The 17,866-nt window shown below is 52.2% G+C and carries 11 protein-coding genes and 1 riboswitch; of the genes, 6 read left to right on the forward strand and 5 right to left on the reverse strand.

Annotation, left to right across the window (positions count from 1 at the left end):
- Positions 1-107 precede the first annotated feature (107 nt).
- A complete protein-coding gene (locus LQ229_RS21335; RefSeq protein WP_216541030.1) occupies positions 108-683 on the reverse strand; it encodes a hypothetical protein in 576 nt (191 codons plus the stop codon).
- Between the two features lie 282 nt (positions 684-965).
- Between LQ229_RS21335 and LQ229_RS21340 the strand changes: the two genes are divergently transcribed.
- The gene (locus LQ229_RS21340) at positions 966-3,302 is read left to right on the forward strand and encodes an AraC family transcriptional regulator (RefSeq protein ID WP_216541031.1); all 2,337 of its coding nucleotides are present in this window, start codon (positions 966-968) and stop codon (positions 3,300-3,302) included.
- Positions 3,303-3,416: 114 nt separating this feature from the next.
- On the opposite strand, the gene LQ229_RS21345 is transcribed toward LQ229_RS21340, so the two are convergent.
- The 3 genes from LQ229_RS21345 to LQ229_RS21355 all read right to left on the reverse strand — a co-directional run bounded on the left by LQ229_RS21345 (position 3,417) and on the right by LQ229_RS21355 (position 7,127).
- A complete protein-coding gene (locus LQ229_RS21345) occupies positions 3,417-3,923 on the reverse strand; it encodes a C40 family peptidase (RefSeq protein WP_230192860.1) in 507 nt (168 codons plus the stop codon).
- A 4-nt stretch (positions 3,924-3,927) separates the two neighbouring features.
- A riboswitch (cyclic di-AMP (ydaO/yuaA leader) is annotated at positions 3,928-4,065 on the reverse strand.
- Between the two features lie 241 nt (positions 4,066-4,306).
- Positions 4,307-5,128 carry a hypothetical protein gene (locus tag LQ229_RS21350; RefSeq protein WP_230192861.1) on the reverse strand — a complete coding sequence of 274 codons (822 nt, stop codon included), beginning with the start codon at positions 5,126-5,128 and terminating at the stop codon, positions 4,307-4,309.
- Positions 5,129-5,141: 13 nt separating this feature from the next.
- A complete protein-coding gene (locus LQ229_RS21355; protein WP_216541035.1) occupies positions 5,142-7,127 on the reverse strand; it encodes a M1 family metallopeptidase in 1,986 nt (661 codons plus the stop codon).
- A 173-nt stretch (positions 7,128-7,300) separates the two neighbouring features.
- On the opposite strand from LQ229_RS21355, the gene LQ229_RS21360 reads away from it, so the two are divergent.
- Complete coding sequence (locus LQ229_RS21360) at positions 7,301-7,801, forward strand: YwhD family protein (protein WP_216541050.1); 501 nt, start codon at positions 7,301-7,303, stop codon at positions 7,799-7,801.
- A gap of 204 nt (positions 7,802-8,005) precedes the next feature.
- The gene (locus LQ229_RS21365; RefSeq protein ID WP_230192862.1) at positions 8,006-8,152 is read left to right on the forward strand and encodes a hypothetical protein; all 147 of its coding nucleotides are present in this window, start codon (positions 8,006-8,008) and stop codon (positions 8,150-8,152) included.
- Positions 8,153-9,093: 941 nt separating this feature from the next.
- On the opposite strand, the gene LQ229_RS21370 is transcribed toward LQ229_RS21365, so the two are convergent.
- Positions 9,094-12,864, reverse strand: coding sequence for an S-layer homology domain-containing protein (locus LQ229_RS21370; protein WP_230192863.1), 3,771 nt, complete (start codon positions 12,862-12,864; stop codon positions 9,094-9,096).
- Positions 12,865-13,102: 238 nt separating this feature from the next.
- On the opposite strand from LQ229_RS21370, the gene LQ229_RS21375 reads away from it, so the two are divergent.
- The 3 genes from LQ229_RS21375 to LQ229_RS21385 are packed head-to-tail and all read left to right on the forward strand — an operon-like array spanning position 13,103 to position 17,843.
- Entirely contained in the window at positions 13,103-14,887 is a 1,785-nt protein-coding gene (locus LQ229_RS21375; protein ID WP_230192864.1) for a sensor histidine kinase, read from the forward strand.
- 45 nt (positions 14,888-14,932) lie between these two features.
- Complete coding sequence (locus LQ229_RS21380; protein ID WP_230192865.1) at positions 14,933-16,513, forward strand: response regulator; 1,581 nt, start codon at positions 14,933-14,935, stop codon at positions 16,511-16,513.
- The gene (locus LQ229_RS21385) at positions 16,503-17,843 is read left to right on the forward strand and encodes an ABC transporter substrate-binding protein (RefSeq protein WP_230192866.1); all 1,341 of its coding nucleotides are present in this window, start codon (positions 16,503-16,505) and stop codon (positions 17,841-17,843) included. The genes LQ229_RS21380 and LQ229_RS21385 overlap by 11 nt, the downstream gene beginning before the upstream one ends.
- Positions 17,844-17,866 lie beyond the last annotated feature (23 nt).

Here is a 17,866-nt window from a genome sequence, read left to right on the forward strand (position 1 = left end):
CATGCCGGAAAGTCCAGTCCCAGATGAAATTTTCAAAGAACGAGCCTGGAAATTTCGAGGCCGTTTTCCATCCCCCTCAGGGGATGGAAACTAACCTATAAGAGCTTTCAAAAGATACTATACGAGGTAGCCGTATAAATGATGGCGTTCCATCCCATAAATTGCCACACGTCCGAACCGATATAGATCGCCCGGAACCATTCGGGCTCGTTGACGAAGTAGATCGGTTCAAAGCCGAAATGGCCCAATATCGCATTGACGATTCCATTGGAAGGGGAGAGCAGTTCTTTTAACATCCCTACGATCACGACCACGGAAAGAAAATTCGGGAAATAAGAAATCGTCTGGATAACCCGCCTTACTTTGCCGTTTATCATTTCATTCGTCAACAAGGCAAACAAAATCGGAAGCGGGAAAATGAAAAGCAAGTTTAACGTACTAAGAATGAACGTATTTTTGAATGCGACCCAGAAGCTCGGATCGTTCAGAAACATGCGAAAGTATTTCAGCCCCACCCACTCGGCGCCGAACATCGACCCGCCCGGCACATATTTGCGGAAAGCCAGAATGTTTCCCAAGATCGGCCCGTACCGGAACACGACAAAGTATGCGGCCGGAAGCAGCAGCAAAATATAATAGTGATAGTTTCGTTTCAAATATGCTTTCATGCTGGCGCTGTTCACTTTCAAATCCTCCTTCGTGTAATGTGACTCTATAATAAACGCGCTTTGCCGCGTTTCACCACGTGCAATTCCGGTTCCGTGTCACGTTTTTCTACTTATCTGAGTTTCCGCGGATTTGCCGGTCATGTCATGAAATTCTATCAAGTCACATCTTTCCACATAAGTACGGATGGAATAATGTAACACCTTGACTAGACAGGGCGCTTTGCTTACTCTGACTTTACAAGTAACGGTCGGCCGCTTTCCGGTGGGAGGCCGAAGGCATGGAGTGAGAAACCAGCGGTGAAGACATTCATTTCCAACCTCATAAGAGTCGGGTTTCGCAGCATTTTAGCGCGATTTATCATATTGTTCGTATCGATTTCCTTACTGATACAAACGATCAATTTTTTAACCTATAACGTCTATTTGCATTATGTAGAATCCGAACTCGAACGCAACTATGACCGCTCTTTGTCCAATGTGGCCGTTTCGTTGAACAAATTGTTCGAGGGCATTTACCAGTCCAATTTTTTGCTGTCCCTCGATTCCAGCGTAATGAAGGTATTCTCGGCCGATTTCAGCATCGACGAATTGCCCAAATATGCCGACATCAGTCAGAGCGTTCGGTCGCTTGCCCGCGTCAAGTATGGAAACGCCTCCATAGACAGCGCCTATATTTTGAAACGGGACAATCAATTGATCATCAGCAACGAAGGGACCTATGAGGAATCTTACTTTTACGGGAATGTATATCCGATGGAGAAATATCCGATCGAATATTGGCAGCAATACAGCGCGAATCACGATTTATTTCAAATTTTGCCGCCTTCGCGAATTACCGGATCCAATCGCAATCAGAACAAGACGATTCTTCCCGTCGTGCAGTCGAAAATTGCCGAATACGCTTCCGATAACCTGTATGTTATCCACTTAAATGCCCAATATATGACCGATCTGCTGCGCGATTACCGGCTGACGCCCGGCAGCATGATTTTCATTGCCGACCGCAATCGGAATATGCTGGCATCAACGGAAGCCAATTTTACAAACGACGGCGAACTGCAGCAATTTTTGCAGGCTGCGTTGAGCGAACCTGCCGATAAGTTCAAAGGAACTTATAAAGGGAAAAAAATGAGAGTGATTAAATATACGGCCGATTTTTTCTATAACAAAGTGGATATGATCGCGAGCATTCCGGAGGAAGATATTCTCGACAGTCTCAAAAACATCGAAAATTTGCGGTATACGGTGGAAGGATTGACGTTTTTGCTGTCGCTCATCCTGTCCATACTGTTCAGCATCAATTTGTATTCGCCGATTCAGAAGCTTGTCCGTACGTTAAGGGGATCGCAAACGCAGGAAGCCGCTTCGCACGACGGCAATGAGTTTCATTATTTGGACCGCGAAATCAACCGCATGATGAGCAATGTCCATTCGTTGAACGAGGCGCTGTCGTATACGCTTCCGCTGGCGAACGAACGCTTTTTCGTGAAAATGCTGAAAAATAATTATCCGTACGACGACGAGAGCATCGGGGCTTTTTTGAAAAACAGCAATTTTACGTTTGAGAACGATCATTTTATGATTGCCCTGATTCAAATTCATTTCCGCAAGCCGTTTTACGATACGTTTACGGAGCGTTTCCAGAACGAAGCGTCGCAAAAAATAGTAACAGTGATGAAAACGTTCATGCCGCCGCAGTGTCCCGGCTATTTCCTGGAGATTGATTCGCATTTGTTCTGCCTGCTGATTAATTTGCCCGCCCAATCGGACCGAACGGCGTATGAGGAGTATTGCGAAGAAATGGTGGGACTGTTCAAAAACGACGAGCACCTCTTGCGCATCTGTGCCGGCATTGGGGGGATTCGCCAAGGGTATAAGGGGATGCAGGAGTCTTACATCGAAGCGATGAAAGCGTTATGGCGCGTATCGCCGTTCGACGGCAAGCGGGTGTACGCGTATACGGGGAGCGATCAAGTACCCGCTCGCTATTTGCTGAGCAAGCATGACGAGAATAAACTGTTTAATTTGCTCATGTCGGGGAAACAAGAGGATGTATACGAGCTGTTGAAGCGGGTGATCGATGCGAATATCGGGCAAGGCATCCCCGATTCGATGATTAGGGAATTGTATATGCATTTCTATATTGTCGGGCTGCAGGTGCTGAAGCAGAAAGACCGGTCGCTGGACGATTCCGTCAGCAAGGAATATGTAAGCTTCATTATGTCGGGAGAATCGTTATCGGTAGACGAAATTACGCAATATATCTTTTCTTTCTTTGAAAATATTATGTTCGTATGCAGCAACGCGCAGCAGAAATTCGATGTTACCGCGTTTAAAAAATTTATAGACGAGCATTATAGCGAGGATATTCATCTGGAATATTTGGCGCAAAAGTACAACACTTCCGCCAAATATATGTCGCGCCTGTTGAAGAACGAGCTTGGCATCGGATTCCAGGAATATCTTCAACAGCTTCGCATCGGCAAAGCGAAGGAACTGCTGCGGCATTCGGACAAGCCGATCGCGCAAATATGGGAGGAAGTGGGGTTCAACAACCGAAATACGTTTATCCGGGCCTTCAAAAATCAAGAAGGGATTACGCCCAGCGATTACCGGAAAAATATACGCGCATAATGTTGGGCATAGATCAAGCCCGTCCATTCGATGCAAGAACGGACGGGCTTATTTCATGCATATAATAAAGCCCGCCGGGCTTGTCCGAAGGACTTCCGCAGCGGGCCTCATTTATTATTCTACTTCCACATCGTCATGATCCGAAGATTCATCCGGCTCAATGGCAATATCTTCATAAAGCTCCGTATTTAATACTCGTTTCGCTCCGACATAGCGTTTCTCATAATAGGAATCGCTCATACTGGAGAGGGTAATTCCTTTCTTGGTAGAGGCATGGGCGAATTTGCCTTCCCCGACGTAAATGCCGACATGGGAAATGCCTTTCCCGCTCGTATTGAAGAATACGAGATCTCCGGCTTGCAATTCGTCTTTCGCAACTTTCTGGCCGATAGAATGTTGGGATTTGGACGTACGCGGCAATTCGATGTCGAATTGTTTGAAAATATACGTCGTAAATCCGGAGCAATCGAAACCGCTTGTCGTCGTGCCGCCGCTTTTGTACTTTGTGCCGATGACGTCACCGATTGCCTGGTCGAGCTTGGAGTCCGCGAAAACGCTACCAACTTGCACGGTAAACAGAAGAGCGAGACCCGCTACTGCGCTGATGATTTTCTTCTTCAAAACAAAATACTCCTTCCAATGCCGACGAGGTTAGCTCAAGGGTTCGGTAGAAGGTTCCCTATGATCACTCTGCAACGAGATCAATTCACCCGAAATGGTTCCCCCGTTTCCCGGTGCGATAGGAATTGGGCAATATTATGTAAGCACCAAAAATATAATAGTTACAAAATTGATTACAAAGTTATTACAAAATCTTCACGAATTTCATTGTAACAGATGAAATCGACTTTTTCAAACCTTTTTTTCGCGCAGATTTGATAACGATTTGTCCAATGTGGTAAAAAAACCGTTACAGCTTGCGAATCGATATTTCCGGACATGAAAAAAACCTCTGCTTTCGCGGTACGAAAGCGAGAGGTTTGCGAATAAGTATGGGAGGGATGTTACCATTCTCGTGTTTTGCCATGCCAAATGTGATATTGCGAGGCCGTTTGCCATATTTTAAAAATAGGGCGGAACAGATGATACGATTGTTGCAAGATGAGCGCAACGAGACCCGTCCAAATCATGGCCGCTGCCGTAAACAGGCTTCCCACGACGAGAGCGACGCCAAGCAGAGTGAGCGCGACGCCCATGACCGGGATGATAGAGCGGATCGACAGCCATAACGAGAGCAGAATTCCTCTGCCGCCGATTTTGCCGAATTGCATGAAGAGAGACATTTGATGAATGAGGAGCGCGAAGGCGCCCCAAGCGAGCAAGTACGGAACTCCTTTATAGATCATCGATTGATAGGCAACTTCCTCCGCCAGCAGGCGAAGGATCCGGGGGACGATCCATACGGCCGGGACCAGCGCGACGATCGTTTCCAACCAGTAGAAGATCAGGATCGGCTTCCATGCTTTTCGGATCCCTCTGAAGAAGAGCGGTCCCGCCTCGTCCGACCGGTGGTGAATAGAGTAGAGAAGGCCCGCGTTAATGAAAGGCGACATCAACATGCGGATCGCGAACATGCCGGCAAGCATCCAAATATAATAGTCGGCGAGATCGGTTTTGATCAGTTGAAATTGTCCTTCCATCATGAACAGATGCACGCTCAGCTCCGTCGGAGCCGGATTAGGGTATCTCGCCAGCAGCGGGCTGACGATCGATTCTATGAAACGGTACAGGAAAAATCCCCATAACAATTGGTACAAAAATAAAATGATGACGATATAGAAATGGTCTTTAACCGTTTTCCATCCCTCTTTGATATATTGCTTCATCGGCCAACCCACCTCACCACGCGAGCGCGTTCAACAGGCTCTCGATTATTTTCACAACGCTCAAATTCCACCGCGTTCGAACCGGTTCTTCGACATGCGCCTTCATATAATTGTTAATATGTTTATTCTCGAGCACGATCGTATGCTGCGGATCGATCATCACCCATTCCAGCGGCGAAGTATGGGTAAGCTTATATTGTACCGTTGTCGTTTGCCCGTCCCAATTTTTGCGAACCGTTTTCCCGTCTTGAAATTGGAAGACGATCGGCACCGGATGGTAATCGCCGCCGCGTTTGCGAATGACGACGAACGATTCGGATTGGCGGACGCCGTCTACCTCGATCGTTCTCGAGTCGATCCGTTCGACGGCGAAGTCGGCCATTAGACCGCCGTATACGTATTGGTTGAAATAGTCCGTCCATTTTTTCTTCGTCACTTGTTCTACGACCCTCTGGAAATCGGCCGTTGTCGGATGCTTGAATCTCCATTTGTTAAAGTAGGTGCGCATAATTTTATTCATTGTCTTCGTCCCGACCTGGCGTTCGATGCCGATCAAGACAAGCTTCGCTCTGGTATAGACGTTTTCCGCATAATGGCTATGGTTGTTGAATTGCCAAGCCAGCTGCGGCAGAGGCGCCGGATCGGTCATATAGCTTGCCTGGATCGGCAAGTTGGGCACGATGCCGTACTCCGCTTCCATGACGCGGTCTTCCGCATACGATGTAAAGCCTTCGTCGAGCCACGCCTCCTCGAATTCATTGCTGGCAATCATGCCGTAGAAATATTGATGCCCGATCTCATGCACGACCGTCCGCTCGAGCAAATCGTATCCGGGATTGCCGCTCTCGGCTCCGAACGCGGTAACCAGCGTCGGGTATTCCATCCCCCCCGCGCCGTTCCCGTCCTTGGGCGGGACGACGATCGAGAGCGTGGAGTACGGATATTGGCCAAACCATTCGCTGTACCTCGTCAACGACGCTTTGGCGGCGTGAAAATACCGCTCTTTCAAATCTTTATGCAGCGGATCCAAATACAATTTAATGCGTACGCCAGGCACGTTCGGCGCGGAGAATGGTTCCTCGGCATATATGAAATCGGGAGAAGCGGCCCAAGCGAAGTCATGCACATCGTCGGCGTAATATTGATACGTCTTCGTGCCGTTTCGAACGACCGCTTCGCCTGTCGGGAAGCCGGTTGCCGCAACGATATAGGATGACGGGACCTGAATGTTGACGCTATAGATGCCGAAATTGGAGTAAAACTCGGAATTTCCGTGATATTGATGCAAATTCCACCCTTCGGCCGTTCGTCCTCTCATGCCGGCCGTTTCGTAAGCGGATAGTTTCGGAAACCATTGGCCCGCCATGACAAAATCGCCTGCGGCTCCCATTCGGGCGAATACTTGGGGCAATTTCACCGTGAACTTCATTTTCAACGTTACCGTCTCGTCCGGCTTGATCGGCTGGGGAAGGCGAATTTTCATCAAAGTGCGGTCATGCGCGTTGTTATCGTCGGGCTGAACGAACGAAGCCCTCTGCATGAGGGAGGCGCCTTCGGTCGTAAGCACATCGGTTACTTCCATGGAGCCGTATCCGCCTTCCTTCATCGTATCGTTCCTGAGCCTGCCTCCGGATTCCCGCATAAACGTCGTGTTCATCGATTCGAACGCGTTCGGATAGAGGTGGAAATACAGCTCCTCCACTTCGTTTTTGCCGGGATTCGTCCAAGATACCGTTTGCTCCCCGAACAATGATTTGGTCGGACCGGAATCGTCCAATCGCACATTGATATGGTACTCGACCAAACGATCGCTGAGCACTTCCGATTTCGGCGATTGAATCGTTTGCGGTTCAACGTAACCATGGTTCTGGCGTCCCTCCGGCCCGAACGAAGTGATCGAAGGATCGGATTTGCTGTAGATCATCCACAGGACGAATACGGCGGCTATCGTGATGGAGAGAGAGATGAGCACAATTCGTTTGGTATGGCGTGAAGTCATACACTTTTACCTCCCGTTGACAAGCTTCTACAGCATGTATATGTTTGCATTTTCGAGATTATTAGCTAAAATGAAATTAAATCTAAGGCCATGCTCCGGCACCGGATCGATGCGCTGCGGCGGGGATTTCCGGGCCGCATGGTTTGACTGGAATTTCAGGAGGACTTTGAATGATGAATAATGGGGAACAGAAAGAGAAGAAGATGTTCGCTTTAAATATTGTCGGTACGAAAAAACATAAAGGCTTCGGCGCCGGTTCGATCGATTTGAATAACGTCTCGCCGGTCATTATCGATCGGGGAGAGGCATACGTCGATGTCGGCGCGTTGCATGCCAAGAGCAAGGTAGAGAAGGGCATCAAATTCCTGACGGACCGGAGCGAAGTGCCGAACGGCCGGAAGTGCTGGGTCGTGTGGGTGGCCGTCGACCATACGGAAGAGGGAGCGTATTACGCCGGGGCTACGGCCTGCGAAATGCTGGTTGACGAGGAGGCGCGCCGCGGGTGGAAAATTCTCGCCGATCATGTCAACAAGCTGGACTACGCGTTGAAACGCCGCTTCATCTTCGAAGGCTTGGACGACAGCGAGAAAGCGGCGCTGCGCCAATTGCTCATGACGCAGAAGCCGGAGTGGTGGGAACGTTCGCCCGAAGAGCTGAAGGAAGCTTTGGCGTAGGCGCGATCGCTGCGAGGGACCTTACATGGCGTAAGGTCCTTTTTTATGGCCGGCGCCGGGCCGGGCGGCCGCGAGTGGGCTGGGGCTTGCGGATCCGTGCGCGGCGGCTAGCGGCGGCGGGATGTGAATGGAGCGTTATGCCGCGACGACGGCGGCGTACGAATCGTGATGGTCATGCGACCGCCCTGGTATGGATGAAGCGCAATGACTACGGTGACACGGTTGCGTATGGACCGCAATGACCATGCAATGGACCACGCGATGACGGCTGCCAATCAGCGCAATTGGGTTGCACGCTCGGCCGTCCGCCGCTGGATTTTGTCCAATGTTATCGCCATTTCGATGCCGTAATGCCACTCTTCATTGGAATTCATCCAATCAAATCTTCAAAAACGGGGCTAAAACACGGAAAGGCGGTCAAACCATTGGATGATTTCCAATCCGAGCCCCTCTTGAACGAAAAATTTGCAGTTTTCATTGGACATTTTCCAACGGGCAACGGGCCTTATGAACAATAAATCGAATAATTTGCGCAAATAACTTTTCTGTATGGGGCGGGGCATTCCACCTTAATTTCTTGTGAGGAGGGAGGGGAGACTGAAGCAGCATGAATTAGTGGAATAAACTACCTTTATTCTATAACATCCAACGGGAATGTTTGATTTAGTGGGAATTTTCGGAGCTAATTAGCAGGTTATATAGTAAAAAGGCTGGCATGGGCGGAATTAGAGGTAGATTTTGGAGCTAATGTGGAAAAAGTGAGAAGAACGGCCGAATTACCTCCGGTTTTTGGCGCTAGTTACGTCAAAACTATGAGCGGCGGCGTCCGCTATATCCCAACCCAGCAAGTACTACTCCATGCTCCATCCAAATCAACCACGCGAGGATCGCTTACACTCAACGCAACCAAACGAGGACCTCCAAACTCATCCCAACCAAGCTCGGGACCGGCTCCGCTCAACCTAGCCTGACAAAAGTGACCACTAGCCTAGCTTAGCAAGACCGACCTTACCTATTCTTACCTAACAAGGGGCCGCCCTCTCTTAGCCTGACCTAACGGAACAAGCTTACCTCCCATCCCCTGTCGCCTAGCGTAACCAAACAGAACAAACTTATCTCCTCATTCCCTGTTACTTGGCCCACCTAACGGAACAACCTTACCTTTCATTCCCTGCCATTTAGCGCCACCTAACGCAACATACCTTACCTCCTCATTCCCTGCCGCCCCGGCTTACCCGCAAATTAGAAAACCGCAGGAGCGAGCGCTCCTGCGGTTCATCATCTTCGAGACGCTAGCGCGTTAGCAGATTGTATACAATCTGCGTTCCTTCCGCGCGCGTCATTTGCGCAAGCGGCGCAAACCGGTCGCCGCCGCGTCCTTGGACGAGGCCGGTTCGAGCGGCCGCGTCGATGTAAGGGAGCGCCCACGCGCCGGCGACATCCCGGTCCGCGAAGGCGGAAGCCTCGCCGCCGTACCGTGGCGGCACCGAGCCGTTGCGGCGCTCGTACGCGCGCACGATGATCGCGGCCATCTCCTGCCGCGAAATAAGCGCGCCCGGCGCAAATTCGGCATCGCTGCGGCCTTCGACGATGCCCGCCTCATGCGCCGCAGCGACGAGCTTCGCGTACCACGCGTCCGCGGGCACGTCTTCGAAGCCGGCCGGCCCGGCCGCGCTCAATTCAAGGGCGCGGGCGATCAGCGCCGTGAACTCGGCGCGCGTCATCGCGCGGTTCGGCTCGAACATGCCGGCTTCCGCGCCTTCCACGAACCGCTTCGCGGCCATCTCCTTGAGCATGCGGTACGCCCAATGGGAAGACGGAACGTCCGGGAATTCCAAATGATATTCCAATACGCTCAAAGTGCCCAAATGCGCTACCGGGGCGATCAGGAAGCCGTCTCTTTGCTCCGCGCCCAAGTATTCCAACTCGCCGCTGGCGGTAATGTAATACAGTCCGGCCAACGGTTTGTCGGCGTTCTTATCGATTGCCAGCGCAAGCGTGATCGGATAAGGGAATTGGTCCAATTCCTTCTCCACGCCGTCTTTCGTCATAATCATCAGCTTCAACTCGTACAAGCTGCCTGCCATCGCAACCTCCGCTTTCGTGCGGCGATCGACTTGGCTCAACAGCGCTGCCGCGTCTTTGCCCGCAACAGGCTTCGCTTCGAAGACAATGCGCGCTTCTTTCGCATCGTCCGCCGCGATGAGAACGCTCAGCTCGCGCAGCAGCAACGAAGGAATCTGCGCTTGCATGCCCGGGAATTCGAATAGAAGCCGGTTCTCGCCCAGCACATCCGCCGCATCGGCGGGCAGCATCATTCTGGTCTTACCTTCGGCCGCTGCAATGCGGACGACACCGTCTTTGCCGTTCTTCAACTCATGCTCGGTGACGACCTGCGCTTCCGGATCCGCCGGAATCAACTCCTTCTCCGGCTGTCCGCTGCCGCTTGAAACGGTCCCGCCGGATGATCCGCCTCCCGGCGAGCCGCCGCCGTCCCCGCCGCCCGGCGAACCCGTCCCCGCGATGCGAACTTGCCGGAAATATAAGGCGTTCTCGGCATGGACAGGCGAATTCGCGGATTCGCCGCCCGATTCCAGCGTACCGATTTTCACGTACGCCGCATAGACGCCTTCCTTCGGCATCTTCACTTCGTCCCCGTTGCTGGCGCCGCCCAGTTTCAGCTCATACTCCCGGGAAGGGGAGAGCGGCGTATCCGTTTCGATGACGATCGTATACTCGTTGATCGGGTACATATTCCGTAGCGGAACGATGGCGGAACCGGAGTCGGAATCGGAACCGGAACCGCCAGCTCCTCGCTCGACCAGTTCCCAATCGTTCAAGGCCAGCTGCCCGATGCCGGCGTTCGTCCCGCCTTCGCGATGCGGGAACGCGACTTCAATGCCGTACACGTTATCCGAAACCGATGCCGCGGCGGTAAAGCCGACTATCGTTTGCCCCGGCCGCATATAGGTATCCGCGGTAACGGTGTGGAAGTATTCTGCGCCTTGCATGCGGTATACGTCCAGCTTCACCGATTCGTTCGCATACTCGATGCGGTAAGGGCCCGATTCGTCTCCGCGTACCCATTCCCGCTGCTGCTGCCCGCCGGACACCGTAATCTTCACGATATCCGAACCGGCCGAATCGCTGAAATCGAGCCCGGTGTAAGCCTGGTTATCGTCGTCGTATAATGTCGGGCCAATCCGATGAGGGATTTCCGTGACCGTACCGTCTTCCGTTTCGGCATACACGCGCACGACCTCCGGATATTTCGTGTACAGCCGTCCTTCCAGCATGCCGGAATCCGGGTCGTACTCCAAGCTGTAGCTTGCGTAAACGTCCGCCGTCGTGTCATGCGAATAATACGCTTCGAGCTCGCTGATCGATGTGAAGCGGGCAGCGCCCCCGGCCTTGCCGATGATGCGTACGCCGTCTCCCCAAGTATCGTCGAATCGGAACGTGAATGTCTGGTTTTTGGCGGTAAAATCATAAGGATAATCCGGGCTTACCTTCATATCCGAAACGTCTACCCATTCGAAATTTTGGCGAACTTGCACTTTCAAATCGCTGCTGAAATAGCCGCCGTCCAGGAACGTATTTCCTGACGTATAAACGACTTTATTCAAGTGATACGGCCGGGACCACGTATAGCCCCAACTGCTGTGCTCTTTCTTCTCCCCGTTCCAATCGTCGGTGCCCGCGATGATGCCGTCATTCAACGCCCACGGATTCCCTTGATGGAAGCTGGCGCCCGCAATCGGCGTTACGCTCTCGCCGGTCCCGGCCAAATTGTTCGTGTCGCTCTTCTCGTTCTCCGGCTTCAAGTCGGGATTATGAGGCGTGACATACAACTGTCTTAGAGAAAAATTGTAGTTATTGACGGGTCCCTCGAAAGAGTTGGCGTTAAACCACATGCGTTTCCCGTCGGAGCTAATGTATTTGGACGGCATGACCGTCGCATAGCCCCCGTTTTTGCCGATTTTCCACGGCGAAGTGTACGGTCCGAAATCTTTGGACAGGAATCGTTTCCAAGGACCCCAAGGCGTGGGCGATTCGTAGAACTCGAATGTGTATTCCGTCCACGAAAGGTAGATATACCGGTCCAACGCCCTGTTATACGTTACGCTTCCTTGAGAGATCGGCGTCATATCTTTAATGTCGCTGTTCGGGAAATTGAAAATGACATTGGAATAAACTCTTCTGTCGTCCTGCAAAACGGGCTGTTTCGCGGCGATGTCGCCGGGCGCGGACCAGGAAGGTTCCCCTCCGTCCAGGCCTCCCGTCCAAAACTGCCAATTGTTCAAATCTTGAACGTCATCCGCAGCCGATATTCGGGCCAAATACACTTTCGTCGGATCCGGCACCGTGTCGCCGAACGAATCGCGCCAATTGCCGTCCATGCCATAGGCGTAGATGTAGTCGTCCCATGTCGTATTCGGATTATTGTCTACTCCGTCCTGGCCCCAATCCAGAAAAAAGATCGTCGTAAACGTATGATTCGAGAACATCGGTCCCGAAGTGTCCCATGTCCATGTCACGCCTTTGTCGTCCGATCTGAGAATGGTGGCGTTCGGCGCGTCGTTGAACGTCGGGCCGTAAAACCTCGGGCCCGGACAGCGGTTCAAATCTTGAACGGCCAGCCACAATATGCCGCCCCGGGACGTCAGTCCGGTCGGTTTGCGGTTGTAAGCGGGGCTTCCGTCCATGCATTTCTGGCCGCTCCACACTTGTCCCATGTTGACGCTTACACGATTGCCCGACAAATTGCGGGTATCCGGGTGTCCGTCCGTAATTTTGTTAAAGACGATGTCGTGCCAGCCCTGATTGGTCCAGCCCCAGCCGTCGCCGTTGGCCAAATACAGATTGCCGTCGTCCGACCAGGCCGAAGGCCATAGATCGCCGTCGCTCCTTGTATTGTAGGTGCTTCCCTCATCTACGAATGCGGTGGCGAAGAAGGTGCTTTCCTCCGGAACGACCGCATGGGCCCGGTTCGCCCCGAACGGCGAGGGAAGGAGCAGCAATGCGAGGCTCAGCGCCAACACCGCTTTCAAAGGATGCTTCATGTTTTTCTATTCTCCTTTCTTGTTGGAATCATTCCCCAGTATAAATGGCTTGGAGCGATCTCGTAACGGGAAATAATTACGGCAGGGTGGACTATTTTTAGATTTTCGACGCGTTCTCCCAAAAACAATCTTTGAAAATAGCGGGCATTGGCGGTATAATTTCTGTAACAATGTGCAATCGATGTCACAATGGTGGACCGAGCCATAAATGTAAGCGCTTAATGAACGGGAGAGGATCATGGGAACGATAAGAAGACGGATCAAAAGCGTGAAATTAAGAAGCAAGCTAATGATCGTTCTGGCGATATTTATTTTGGCTCCGCTCGTTTTTTCCGGAACGATTTTTTACCGCAGTTCAAGCAAATTCGCCGCCGAGAGGGTGGATCGGGAATCGGTGCAGGTGCTTACGCTCGTGAAAAATAACGTCGACCAGATGCTTGCCGATATCGAGAACAGGATGCTTGACATTTACGATAATCAAACGTTGATCGAACAGCTAAGCCGCGCGGCCGTCAAGAGCGACAATGCCGACATCGGGCGGAATGCGGAGGATCAGATCAACCGCTTTCTCCGCGATTCGCTCGGCGGCAAGGACGACATCGATTCCATCTATTTAATGGCCGCCAACGAAGAAATTTATTTTGCCGATATTAAAGGTCCGGGCCTGTTTAAACCCGTATTGGAGAAGCACAAGGATTGGCAGCGGAAAGTCGCGGAAGAGGACGGCCGCATCGTTTGGTTGCCGACGTACGAAATATTGCCGAACAATTACTTCTCGAAGCCAACTTATTATTTTCCCGTCGGCATGCAGGTGAAGGATGTAACCGACGCGTTCCAGCGCATCGGCATCCTCATGATGAACGTGAAGATCGCAGCGCTCGACAGTATCGTGGGCAATATTAATGTCAGCCCGTATGGGGTATTGCTCATTGCGGACCGGCAGGGCAACGTCATCTGGCACCGCAATTCGGAAGCGTATCGCATCCGGTTAAACGAACTTCCGTTCTACGAGGAGATGATGACGCAGCAGCGCCAGCTGCTTACCCGCGAGATCAACGGGGAGGAATACCGGATCGGCATGGTGCGTTCCGAGTACAACGATTGGTACTATTTCTCGTTTATCCCGCAATCGGACATCGAGGAGCAATCGGGCTCGTTGAAACGTTTTTTTATCGTGACGATGTTCGTCTTCGCCTTGTTGTTCGCCCTGCTCGCTTGGCTCATGACTCATTACGTGACGAAGCCGATCAGCCGGATGGCCGTCGCGATGAAGCGGATTCAGAAAGATAACTTCGAATTCCGAATGCAGGCCGACTCGGAGGATGAAATCGGGCTGCTGCAATCCTCGTTCAATATTATGAGCGCACGGATCAACGATCTCATCGAAGAAGTCAAAGTCATCTCCAAGCAGGAGAAGGATGCGGAAGTGAAAGCGCTCCAGGCGCAAATCAATCCGCATTTCGTATACAACACGCTCGATGCGATGAATTGGATCGCGATCGAGAGAGGGCAAATGGACATCAGCAATATGATCACTTCGCTCAGCGACATGATGCGGTATGCCATTCGTCCCGGAGGGCCGCTCGTCACGATCGAAGAGGAGCTGCAATGGGCGAAGAACTACGCTTATTTGCAAGAGATGCGTTTCGAGGAGCGATTCGACGTCGAATTTCACGCGGATCCTTCGGTATACGGCTATAAAGTGCCGCGAATGCTGCTGCAGCCTTATCTGGAGAATTCCATTTTGCACGGGATGGAGGATATGGAATCGGGAGGCAAAATCGAAATCGGCATGTCGCTCGAAGCCAGCGGAGAGGCAATTCGAATTGTCATACGGGACAATGGAAGCGGGATTCCCGAGGAAAAGCTGCAGATGATCCGGGAGCGGATGGTGCATGGCATTGGCATTTATAATTTGAACGACAGGTTGAAGCTGGAGTACGGACCCGAATTCGGGGTGCAGGTGCATTCGGTATACGGCCAAGGGACGACGATTACGATACTGATCCCGGCCATTCGATAGCGCCCGCATGCGCCTAGCTTCACATCAATAAGGGGGACGGGAACGATGTATAAAGTGCTGATCGTGGATGACGAGCCGAAAGTTCGGGGCGGACTAACGAAGCTCATACCGGCGATCGATCCGGAGTGGAGCGTAGTCGGACAGGCGAAGAACGGCTTGGAAGCGCTTGAGATGGTGAAACGGAATATGCCCGATCTGGTCATTACCGACATTCGCATGCCGAACATGAACGGATTGGATTTATTGAACGTTTTGAAGGAATACCCGCTGCATGTCGTCATACTGTCCGGTTACGGGTATTTCGAATATGCCAAGACGGCGATTCGTTTCGGCGCGTTCGATTATTTGCTGAAGCCGCTGAAGCCCGATGAAGTGAAAGACTTGCTGGGACGGCTGAAGACGGAAATACGGACGCCGCGTACGTTGCCTTCGGCGATCACTTCGGATTTCCAATACTCCAAGCTTTGGAAGGATTGGCTGCTTGGGGTGGAAGATGCCGAGGAATATATGGAACGGCTGCGGGGCCGGCTCCCGGCGGACGGTTCGGCGTACCGCATCGTTGCGGTGGAAATCGACGACTTCGAGGAACTGGTGACCGAAGACCAGTGGGGGGACCGCCAACTCGTGTTGTTCGCGGTTCGCAACATCGCGTATGAAATTTTGAAAGGGCAGCCGGATCTCGCGTGCTTCTTCCTGTTCGCGGGCGGCTCGCATATTTATTTTCTGCTTGTCAACGAACCTTGTCCGCAGCATGTGTATGAGTCCATGATCTACGAAGTTCGCCGATGGGTGAAAATTTCCATCTCGGTCGGCATTAGCGGCGAGACGAAACGGTTCGAGCAGCTGCCGTCCGTGTTCGCGGGCGCCAAGGAAGCGCTGTTGAACAAATGGATTTACGGAAACGGCAAGGTTCACGACTATAACGATCTGTTCTTTAACGGCCAGCGGCAATCCGGCTACCCGAGCGATCTGGATACCGCGCTAATCGTGTCGATTCGCGAAGGGCAGGCCGGGAAAGCGGGAGATCTTCTGAAGCAGTTTATCGAATGTATTCTGAAGCAAAATGTGACGTATCAAGTGTTCCATAAATATTGCCTGCAATTGCTGTCCTCCGTCGTGCGGTTTATATACGAGAAGAAAATCGCGGGACTCGTCTTTCAGGACGCGATGAAGCCGTACGATCTGTTCCACGAACACTTCTCCGCGGACGACTATATGAAGTTTATGACGAAGCTGATCGAAGCGAGCGTTTCCTCCGCGGAATGGAAAAAGCAGCAAAAACATAATCGTACGTTGGAAACCGCCGTCGGCTTCATCCATCAGCATTACATGAAAGATCTGTCTCTCGACGACGTGTCCGGCCATGTTCGTATGAGCGGCAGCTACTTCAGCTCGTTTTTCAAGCAAGAAATGGGGATGTCGTTCGTTGAATATGTGACCCAATACCGGATGGACAAAGCCAAAGTTCTTATGATGGACCCGGATTTGAAGCTGTACAGCATTGCGCAAATGGTCGGCTACCAGGACGTCAAATATTTTTCCCGGCTGTTCAAAAAGACGGAAGGCGTCACGCCGGGAGAATACCGCCAATTTTTTTACCGGAAGGAAGAGGAAGATGAGAAATAGGGCCGTAAAACGGGCAGGGCTGGTGCTGCTGGCGCTTCTCGTTTCGCTTACCGTCACAGCTTGCCGGGACAAGCAAGCTTCCGATCGCGATACCGGGAGGAACGATACCGACATTTTGCTGCGCAATCCGGATGTACCCGGCATCCATCCCGACCGGATCGAATTGCGGCTGTTGTCATTTCACACGGGGCGCGAATTCGAATTTTGGCAATGGCTGGCCAAGCGGTACGCTGAAGAACATCCGAATGTCGACATCAAGGTCGATTTCATCTCCAGCGACACGTATTTCAGCGACAACCGTCTGATGGCTTCTTTCGCTTCCGGGCACGGTCCGGATATCTTCTTCGTGTCGCCGGGAACGATTCGCCGCTTCGAAGCGGCCGGCATACTGCAGCCGTTCACCCCCTATTTCACGCAGGAAATTAGAGACGATTTCTACGACTCGGCGCTGGAATCGGTGACGATCGACGGGGACATTTACGCCGTGCCGATCGAAACCGAACTGCTCGGGCTTTACTATAACCGGGACATGTTCGAGAGCCGGGGGCTGCAGCCGCCGAAGACATGGCAGGAGATGAAGGATGCCGCTTCGGCGTTGAAATCCGATAACGTCAGCGGCTTGACGCTGGAAACGTTCAAAAGCGTGTACCAAAGCTTCAACTGGCTGCCGTTCCTATGGCAAACGGGCTCGGACCTGATGACGGAGGACGGGCGCAGCGCGGGGCTGAACGGTCCCGAGGCGACGGAAATGTTCGCCTTTTTCCGCGGCATGATCGACGAAGGTTTGCTCAATTTGCATCCTTCGCGGCCGACGACCGATATCGGCATCCTCGCGAGCGGCGAGACCGCCATGCAGGTGAGCGGCACTTGGAACATCCGCATGCTGGAGACGATCTATGCCGACCGCAGCATCGGCGTCGTTCCGCTGCCTGCGCCGGAAGGCGGGCAACATATGACGATCGCCGGCGGTTGGAAAATCGGCGTCAATCATTACGGCAAAAATACGGAAGAAGCGATTAAATTCGTTATGTGGGCATTCGCCCAAAGGCAGGATATCCCGCTCAAATGGGTGAGCGAAGTCAAGTTCGCCTACCCCCCGCGCAAGTCGGTCATGGAAGCCGGCGGAGAGCTGTACTTGAAAGGCTTGCGGAACGTATTCACCAAGCAAATTTTCGGTACGGAACGGCAAGAGCCGCAATACCCGGCGGAGATCGGCAGCGTCTTCAACAATGCTTTGCAGCGCTTGCTGTATAACCGCGCCCAGCCGGAAGATCTGGTTGCCGAAATACGGACGGGCATCGACCGTTTCCTATCCGAAATCGAAAAATAATCCACCCCCCTAAATTATTTCCC

The organism is Paenibacillus sp. CECT 9249 (assembly GCF_918697855.1).
Taxonomy (GTDB): Bacteria; Bacillota; Bacilli; order Paenibacillales; family Paenibacillaceae; genus MSJ-34.

Bases quoted from the DNA above. Each gene is read 5' to 3' on its own strand.
- LQ229_RS21360 (WP_216541050.1), top strand. From the start codon at position 7,301: ATGAATAATGGGGAACAGAAAGAGAAGAAGATGTTCGCTTTAAATATT.
- LQ229_RS21380 (WP_230192865.1), top strand. From the start codon at position 14,933: ATGTATAAAGTGCTGATCGTGGATGACGAGCCGAAAGTTCGGGGCGGA.
- LQ229_RS21350 (WP_230192861.1), bottom strand. From the start codon at position 5,128: ATGAAGCAATATATCAAAGAGGGATGGAAAACGGTTAAAGACCATTTC.
- LQ229_RS21355 (WP_216541035.1), bottom strand. From the start codon at position 7,127: ATGACTTCACGCCATACCAAACGAATTGTGCTCATCTCTCTCTCCATC.
- LQ229_RS21370 (WP_230192863.1), bottom strand. From the start codon at position 12,864: ATGAAGCATCCTTTGAAAGCGGTGTTGGCGCTGAGCCTCGCATTGCTG.
- LQ229_RS21375 (WP_230192864.1), top strand. From the start codon at position 13,103: ATGGGAACGATAAGAAGACGGATCAAAAGCGTGAAATTAAGAAGCAAG.
- LQ229_RS21385 (WP_230192866.1), top strand. From the start codon at position 16,503: ATGAGAAATAGGGCCGTAAAACGGGCAGGGCTGGTGCTGCTGGCGCTT.
- LQ229_RS21365 (WP_230192862.1), top strand. From the start codon at position 8,006: ATGACTACGGTGACACGGTTGCGTATGGACCGCAATGACCATGCAATG.